Annotated in this window: 1 pseudogene; it reads right to left on the bottom strand. The window is 63.2% G+C overall.

What is annotated here, in order from left to right:
* Nucleotides 1-712 (bottom strand): annotated as a pseudogene (locus tag EN893_RS36460) (ornithine decarboxylase); the annotation flags it as partial.

Genomic DNA, 712 nt, shown 5'->3' with positions numbered 1-712 from the left:
ATGTTCTTCTCCTCGCCATTGCGCGAGCGGATCGCAGGATCGGGAATGAAGCGCGCCGGCAGCGTGATCTTTCCGGTCCATGAATCCGACAGCGACGCCCAGATGCCGTCATTGATGTAGAGCCGCTTGCCCTTGCGCAGCAGCACCCGCACGATCAGCGACAGGCAGCGCGCCACGATCACGCGGCCCGGCTCGGCCACCAGCGGCATCTGGTCGAACTGATACTCTTTCAGATCGCCCGAAAGCCGCGACATGATCTGGCCGAGCGACGGCATCTCGATCTGCTTGCGGTTGGGGTCATGGCCGTATTCGGCGGGGAAACCGCCGCCGACGTCGAGCCCGGCAATATCGAAGGTCAGCCGGTTGCGCACCCAATCGGCGGAAGCCAGTGCCCGCTCATAGGTGTCGGGATCCTCGATCTGACTGCCGACATGGAAACACAGGCCAACCTTGTAGCCGGTGCGGTTCAGCCGCTCGGCCAGTTCGACGGCATAGGCCGGCCCGGCGCCGAACTTCTTCGACAGTTCGTAGGCGGCATGGCCCTTGGTCTGCACCCGCACGAACACGCTGATCGAGCCCGGATCGATATCGAGCGCCCGCACCACTCGCGTCAGCTTGGTGATCTCGTCCTCGTGATCCAGCGAAATGACGCGGATGGCGTATTTCTCCAGCGCCAGCTTGATGTCCGACTGCGCCTTGACCGGATGCATGT

The sequence above is a fragment of the Mesorhizobium sp. M7A.F.Ca.CA.004.04.2.1 genome, from assembly GCF_004022825.1.
Classification (GTDB): domain Bacteria; phylum Pseudomonadota; class Alphaproteobacteria; order Rhizobiales; family Rhizobiaceae; genus Mesorhizobium.
Note: the sequence above shows the minus strand (reverse complement) of the source record. Positions and strands in the feature narration are given on the sequence as shown.